Origin of the sequence: Halomonas sp. KAO (genome assembly GCF_015595025.1) — a bacterium.
Taxonomy (GTDB): Bacteria; Pseudomonadota; Gammaproteobacteria; order Pseudomonadales; family Halomonadaceae; genus Halomonas.
Genome location: NZ_JADNRL010000040.1, coordinates 1 through 392 on the forward strand (window position 1 = coordinate 1; position 392 = coordinate 392).

Annotated in this window: 1 pseudogene; it reads left to right on the forward strand. The window is 47.2% G+C overall.

What is annotated here, in order from left to right:
• Positions 1–340, forward strand: a pseudogene (locus IOC61_RS17755) (hypothetical protein); the annotation flags it as partial.
• Between the last annotated feature and the right edge of the window lie 52 nt (positions 341–392).

Below are 392 nucleotides of genomic sequence, written 5' to 3' on the forward strand. Positions count from 1 at the left end.
TAATGGTGAGGCAGAGCTTGCGCCAGGAATTTCTATTTACCGAGTTGGTGGTCATACCGACGGTCTACAAGTTGTCCGAATTCATACTCGAAGAGGGTGGGTTGTCCTAGCCTCTGATGCATTGCATTACTATGCAAATTATGACCAGAAGAACCCCTTTCCGGCAATATTTAATGTCGGCGACATGTTACAAGGATACCAGCTGATAGGTCGCCTAGCCGATTCTCGACATCATATCATTCCCGGACATGATCCGAAGGTTCGGGAGATTTACTCGAAACTGCCAATGGTGGAAGCTGGAATCTATCTTCTGCATGAGCACCCATGTAGTAAGCGCTGACTCTACGAGAAACGAATCGGATATATTATTAGGACCTGTCAGGCCCTGGGTT